Annotated in this window: 8 protein-coding genes; 7 read left to right on the plus strand and 1 reads right to left on the minus strand. The window is 65.8% G+C overall.

The window, feature by feature from the left end; translation table 11 throughout:
• The first annotated feature begins 390 nt into the window (after positions 1-390).
• Together ACSSVZ_RS27895 and ACSSVZ_RS27900 are read left to right on the plus strand one after the other, a co-directional pair.
• A complete protein-coding gene (locus ACSSVZ_RS27895; protein ID WP_453974130.1) occupies positions 391-606 on the plus strand; it encodes a transcriptional regulator domain-containing protein in 216 nt (71 codons plus the stop codon).
• Between the two features lie 46 nt (positions 607-652).
• Positions 653-1174 carry a DUF2285 domain-containing protein gene (locus ACSSVZ_RS27900; protein WP_453974137.1) on the plus strand — a complete coding sequence of 174 codons (522 nt, stop codon included), beginning with the start codon at positions 653-655 and terminating at the stop codon, positions 1172-1174.
• 5 nt (positions 1175-1179) lie between these two features.
• Here the strand turns inward: ACSSVZ_RS27900 and ACSSVZ_RS27905 are convergent, their stop codons facing one another.
• A complete protein-coding gene (locus ACSSVZ_RS27905) occupies positions 1180-1467 on the minus strand; it encodes a DUF2285 domain-containing protein (protein ID WP_453974138.1) in 288 nt (95 codons plus the stop codon).
• 470 nt (positions 1468-1937) lie between these two features.
• On the opposite strand from ACSSVZ_RS27905, the gene ACSSVZ_RS27910 reads away from it, so the two are divergent.
• The 5 genes from ACSSVZ_RS27910 to ACSSVZ_RS27930 are packed head-to-tail and all read left to right on the plus strand — an operon-like array spanning position 1938 to position 4545.
• Positions 1938-2207 (plus strand): helix-turn-helix transcriptional regulator, encoded by a 270-nt coding sequence (locus tag ACSSVZ_RS27910; RefSeq protein WP_453974131.1) that lies wholly within the window; start codon positions 1938-1940, stop codon positions 2205-2207.
• Complete coding sequence (locus tag ACSSVZ_RS27915) at positions 2204-2704, plus strand: DUF2840 domain-containing protein (RefSeq protein ID WP_453974132.1); 501 nt, start codon at positions 2204-2206, stop codon at positions 2702-2704. The genes ACSSVZ_RS27910 and ACSSVZ_RS27915 overlap by 4 nt, the downstream gene beginning before the upstream one ends.
• The gene (locus tag ACSSVZ_RS27920) at positions 2701-3246 is read left to right on the plus strand and encodes a S26 family signal peptidase (RefSeq protein ID WP_453974133.1); all 546 of its coding nucleotides are present in this window, start codon (positions 2701-2703) and stop codon (positions 3244-3246) included. Before ACSSVZ_RS27915 ends, ACSSVZ_RS27920 begins: the two co-directional genes overlap by 4 nt.
• Before the next feature lie 34 nt (positions 3247-3280).
• Positions 3281-3616, plus strand: a complete 336-nt coding sequence (locus ACSSVZ_RS27925; protein WP_453974134.1) for a DUF736 domain-containing protein — start codon at positions 3281-3283, stop codon at positions 3614-3616.
• A complete protein-coding gene (locus tag ACSSVZ_RS27930) occupies positions 3613-4545 on the plus strand; it encodes a lytic transglycosylase domain-containing protein (RefSeq protein WP_453974135.1) in 933 nt (310 codons plus the stop codon). Before ACSSVZ_RS27925 ends, ACSSVZ_RS27930 begins: the two co-directional genes overlap by 4 nt.
• Positions 4546-4735: the final 190 nt, after the last annotated feature.

Consider the following 4735-nt stretch of genomic DNA (forward strand, 5'->3'; position numbering starts at 1 on the left):
TTCAGGGGAATAGCGCTTCTTCGGCATTCTCAGCTCCAATGTTGGAGCCGAAATCTAACTCACAACAGTGGCCACTTGCCGGGGAGCAGGCCACCGCGCAGCATCATCACCGGGAGGTCGCATAGGCCGCCTATATCCCACGCGATGAGCGCCGACCGGGACGCCGGCCGGCGGTGGCCGCGCGTCCAAGTGTCCGGCCAGCCCCACGCTCGCCGTGCTTCGCCTGGCTCGCGGAATCACCGAAACGGTGTTAAGAAGTAAATAACCAATAATGATCGGGTTAGCCGCTCAACATATCTGATTTGAGCGACTTCTATTACTTCCTCCAATCTTCGAACCTCTCTATTCCGGGCGCTGCCTTGGCACGTCCCGGCTATGGGAGGTGACGCCATGCTGAGCATCGACTGGCGTTCACCGGCGGCATACAGGCACACGAAGCACATTCCAGCCGCCGGTTTCGCTTGGGAATATCTGCGCCGGAATGACGATTATCGTCAGGACTTCCAGACGGTCGCACTGATCGGGCGGCCGGACAAGCGCGAGCTTGAAGTGTTCGCGCATCGCTGGGGTTTGCGATTTCCCATGCGACCCCGACGCGCCGCATGACCAACAACCGCTGTTCTGGAGTCCGAGCCTTCAGCCGCGAGCGGTGATATTGTCGCCGGTCGATCTCGAGGACGGCGACACCGAACCGATATTGACGCTGGCGCATCTCGACGGTCTCAACCTGCGCCGCGCCTCGGATGGCTGGCACGGTATCTGGCAGGTGGATGGCATCGCGCATCAATTCTGGCTGCCCGAGGCGGTGCCGGACGCAACCGCATTTTACGCGGTCACGCTGCCAATGGATTCCTTTCTGGAACTTCGCGCTCACGCCGTCCGCCGTTTCTGGCGGTCCCTCAACGGCCGCGCGCCCGGTCCCGATTTTCGGGCGGTCCCCGCCCAGCTACGGCAATGGCATATCCTGTCCCTGCGCGCGCTCGACGCCCGGCTACGCGGCGAAAGCTATCGCACCATCGCCGAAGTCTTGCTCGGCTTTCGCGGCACGAAGGAGGATTTCGAGAGCGATCCGCGCAAGAACAAGGCCCGCCGACTGGCCGCGCATGGCATCAAGATGATGGGCGGCGGCTATCGCCTGCTGCTCCACTATCCGATCAAGCCCGGCAAGCGTTGATCGCGTCACGCCTTGTTAGCTGCCGCTTGTTCCAGAATCTTTCGATAGCCCTCGCGCGAGAGCCATTGCGCGCGTTCGAGATGGCTTAGCCAGCAGCGATAGGTTCGAAGTTCCTCGCCGGCCGGATCGCGGTGCAGCACGATCCGCGCGACTTCCTTCCAGTCCGCGCCCTCCGCCTTCGCATCCAGCAAGCGCAGATAGGTCACGAAATGCCGCTCGTCATAGACGGTTATATCGTCGCCGGCTGGTGCTTCATCGTCCACATCGGGATCGAGTTCGACGGGAACCCGCATGGCCATTCCCCTTCATCCCGGAAGAGCCTTGCTTGCGGTGCGCCCCCGCAATATGGCCCCTCTGACCTGGTGATCGGGGAGTTAGTAACCGTGACTAGACGGCCCCATGACCTTTAGGCGAGAAGCCCTGGACATACGCCATAGGCTCCCCGACCATAAGGTTCGAGGATCGTGGTGCCGTCACGGCCGGCACCAACCGCTAGTCAGGGGTTACTAAGCCCCAGAGCAGCGCGTCTGCTCCGCCCACATTCCTAACCGAGCCGCGCGCGAATGTCTTCGCCTATTCGGCGCGGCAGGCAATGAGCCGCTGAAAATCCTTCGCCTATTGGCCGCGCCTCGCTGCGGCTGGGGGTGCCGCCAGCGCCTAGGCGCAAATGCGGCACGCTACGCGCCGCCCGTCTCTCGCCATGGTTCGCCACAAGCCGCTGTCGCCACCGACAGCCGCAATCACGACGAACCGGAGGTGATCCATGGCTAACCCGCTGACGGGCCTGCCGCCACGACTCTTGCGCACCCAGGAAGCTGCGCGCTTCCTCGGCATTTCCATCCGAACCCTTGAGAAACATCGCACCTACGGGACCGGGCCGATCTACCGCAAGATCGGCGGCCGCGTGCTTTACGCGGTCGAGGACTTGCAAGCCTGGACTGCAATCGGCGCGCGCAAATCCACCCGCGACGAGACCGCCGGCCGCGTGTTTCCGGCCCGTCCGCTGACTCCTGACGAGCGGGGCGAACAGTGAGCCGGCGCGCACATCGCGGCGCGCATCGACCCGCGCCCTTCACCACACTGGTCGAGCTGACTTTCGAAAGGCGCAAGGTCGAGCACTGGATACGCTTCGGTCGCAAGTGCTACGAGCTGATCATCGACCGTCGCCGAAGTGTTATCGGCTTCGCACCGAACAACATCTTCGCCTTCATCCGTTGGGAGTCGGGCGAGCACGGCACAGACGTTTCGCGCATCGACATCGTGCGCGCCATCGGTCGAGGCGAGCCGTTCCAGACGTTGCCGTTCGTGCGCCCCGGCGGCGAAGTCCTGTTGCGCCTCGACGGCTGGTCGAAGGTGCAGCGTGCGCTTGCAGCCATCGACGCGGTGGAAGCCCTCGGCCTCGATCCGGCCGACGCCTCGCCGGAGCATTGGCGACACGTTCACAACCGCCTGACCGCCAATCTGGAGCCGCACGCCTACACGCCCGAGCGACATGCCGCTTGGCTTCATCGCCGAAGGATCGACCCATGACGCGCCGCCGCACCCTCACGGTGACGGCGCTCGCCGTCCTCGGCATCGCCGCCGCCAGCGCCGTCGATTGGCCCGCGAAATTCATATGGAACGCCACCGCCAGCGCGCCGGTCGGGTTCTACACCGTCGAGCCGGCCGACCGGATCGAGGTGCCCGAGCTGGTCGCCGTCATGCCGCCCGAACCGCTCGCCGCCTTCATGGTGGAGCGCGGCTATATCGCGCGAGGCGTCCCGCTCTTGAAGCGCGTCTTGGGCCTGCCTGGGCAGCGGGTTTGCCGCACCGGCCGCACGATCACGGTGGACGGGATCGAGATGGGCGAGGCGCTGGAGCGCGACCGGATCGGCCGCAATCTGCCCGTCTGGCATGGCTGCCGCGTCATCGGCGATGGTCAGCTTTTCCTCATGAACTGGGAAGTCCGCGACAGCCTGGACGGCCGCTACTTCGGACCCATCCCCACCCGTTCCGTCATTGGTCGGGCGCTGCCGCTCTGGACCGATGAGGAAGGCGTCGGCCGCTACGAGTGGCGCGCGCCGACGCACTGAATCCACCCCCGACACCAACCGCAGGAGATTTCCCATGGCACAGATAGGCACCTTCACGCGCACCGAAGCCGGCTATTCCGGGCACCTTCGTTCGTTCGGCATCGTCGAGCAGCTTGTCATCGTCCCCGCCGAACCGAGCGGCGCGAAGAACGCGCCCGACTACCGCGTGCATCTCGATAGCGAGGACGGCCCGGACGTTGGCCCGGCCTGGAAAGACGCCAGCGAACAGGCCGGCGACTTCCTGTCGGTGAAACTGGACGGTCCCATTTTCCCGTTCCCGATCCGCGCCAAGCTGTTTCAGTCCGGCGACGATCCATCGTCCTGGGGCCTGCACTGGAAGCGCCCCCGAAAGCGCGAGGATCAGGAATGAAGGCCGCGCGCGTCCGAGCCGCCGTTGCGTTTCATGCTCGCATCCCTTTGTTCGCGGAAAAGCCGTCTCATCCCTTCGTCCCGCTTGGCGACCGGACGGCCGGCGCGCGCAGCGAAGGTCAGGGGCGGCCATCGGCCGGCGCTTGCGCCTTGCCCTTGACCGCAGCGAGCACGCTGGCAGGCTGGTGCCGTAGCGGAGACAGGGCAGCACGGCATTGTGCCGTTCTGTTGTTGGCCGGCGCACTTTCCGTCTGCGCCGGACCGGGCGTCGCAATCGCGCAATCCGCGCCGGTCGAGCGCCCGGCCGCCGGCCATCCTTATGCGGCTCACATCGCCGAGGCATCCCAGCGGTTCGGCATCCCCGAGCACTGGATTCGCGCGGTGCTGCGCGCCGAGAGCGCAGGCGACGTGCGCGCGGTCTCAATGGCCGGCGCGATGGGATTGATGCAGGTGATGCCCGACACTTGGGCGGACCTGCGCGTTCGCCACCAGCTCGGCCGCGATCCCTACGACCCGCGCGACAACATCCTCGCAGGCACGGTCTATCTGCGCGAGATGTTCGACCGATACGGCAATGTCGCGGCGATGCTGGCGGCCTACAATGCCGGTCCCGGTCGCTACGACGAGCACCGCGCAACGGGCCGACCGCTTCCCGCCGAGACACGCGCCTATGTGGCCGCGCTCGCCCCGATCCTTGGCGGCGCGGCTCCATTGGATGCACCGTCGCGGCAGCCGACACCGCCGTCAGATTGGCGCGAGGCACCGTTGTTCGTCATGCGCTCGGGCGACGCGCGGGCTGCCGCTGCGCCGCAGTTCGAGACGCAATCAGGCGACGCCCGCGCGGCCTTTCCAACGCGCGATCCCGCCGATGCGGAGTCGCAGGGCAACGGTATTTTCGTCGCCGATGCGAGCGCCGGAGGAACGCCATGAAGGCGGCGTTTTCGCGCTCGGCGGTGTCCAGTCAGGCAGGATTGCGCCCGGCTGGATTCCCGGCAGGAGGGGCAGAAAAGGCAGAAAGGGCGGAGTGCCGCCCGTAATCGGCAGGCCGCGCCTTCAGCGACTGCCGCGGGTGGCTCGGTTGATACCGTTGTTGCCGTCAAACCACGCAGGAGACGGCTGA

The organism is Amorphus sp. MBR-141, from assembly GCF_053628695.1.

What these genes read in the sequence shown, in the direction of transcription:
- ACSSVZ_RS27920 (WP_453974133.1), top strand. Translation starts at nt 2,701, where the DNA reads ATGACGCGCCGCCGCACCCTCACGGTGACGGCGCTCGCCGTCCTCGGC.
- ACSSVZ_RS27905 (WP_453974138.1), bottom strand. Translation starts at nt 1,467, where the DNA reads ATGCGGGTTCCCGTCGAACTCGATCCCGATGTGGACGATGAAGCACCA.
- ACSSVZ_RS27930 (WP_453974135.1), top strand. Translation starts at nt 3,613, where the DNA reads ATGAAGGCCGCGCGCGTCCGAGCCGCCGTTGCGTTTCATGCTCGCATC.
- ACSSVZ_RS27895 (WP_453974130.1), top strand. Translation starts at nt 391, where the DNA reads ATGCTGAGCATCGACTGGCGTTCACCGGCGGCATACAGGCACACGAAG.
- ACSSVZ_RS27925 (WP_453974134.1), top strand. Translation starts at nt 3,281, where the DNA reads ATGGCACAGATAGGCACCTTCACGCGCACCGAAGCCGGCTATTCCGGG.
- ACSSVZ_RS27910 (WP_453974131.1), top strand. Translation starts at nt 1,938, where the DNA reads ATGGCTAACCCGCTGACGGGCCTGCCGCCACGACTCTTGCGCACCCAG.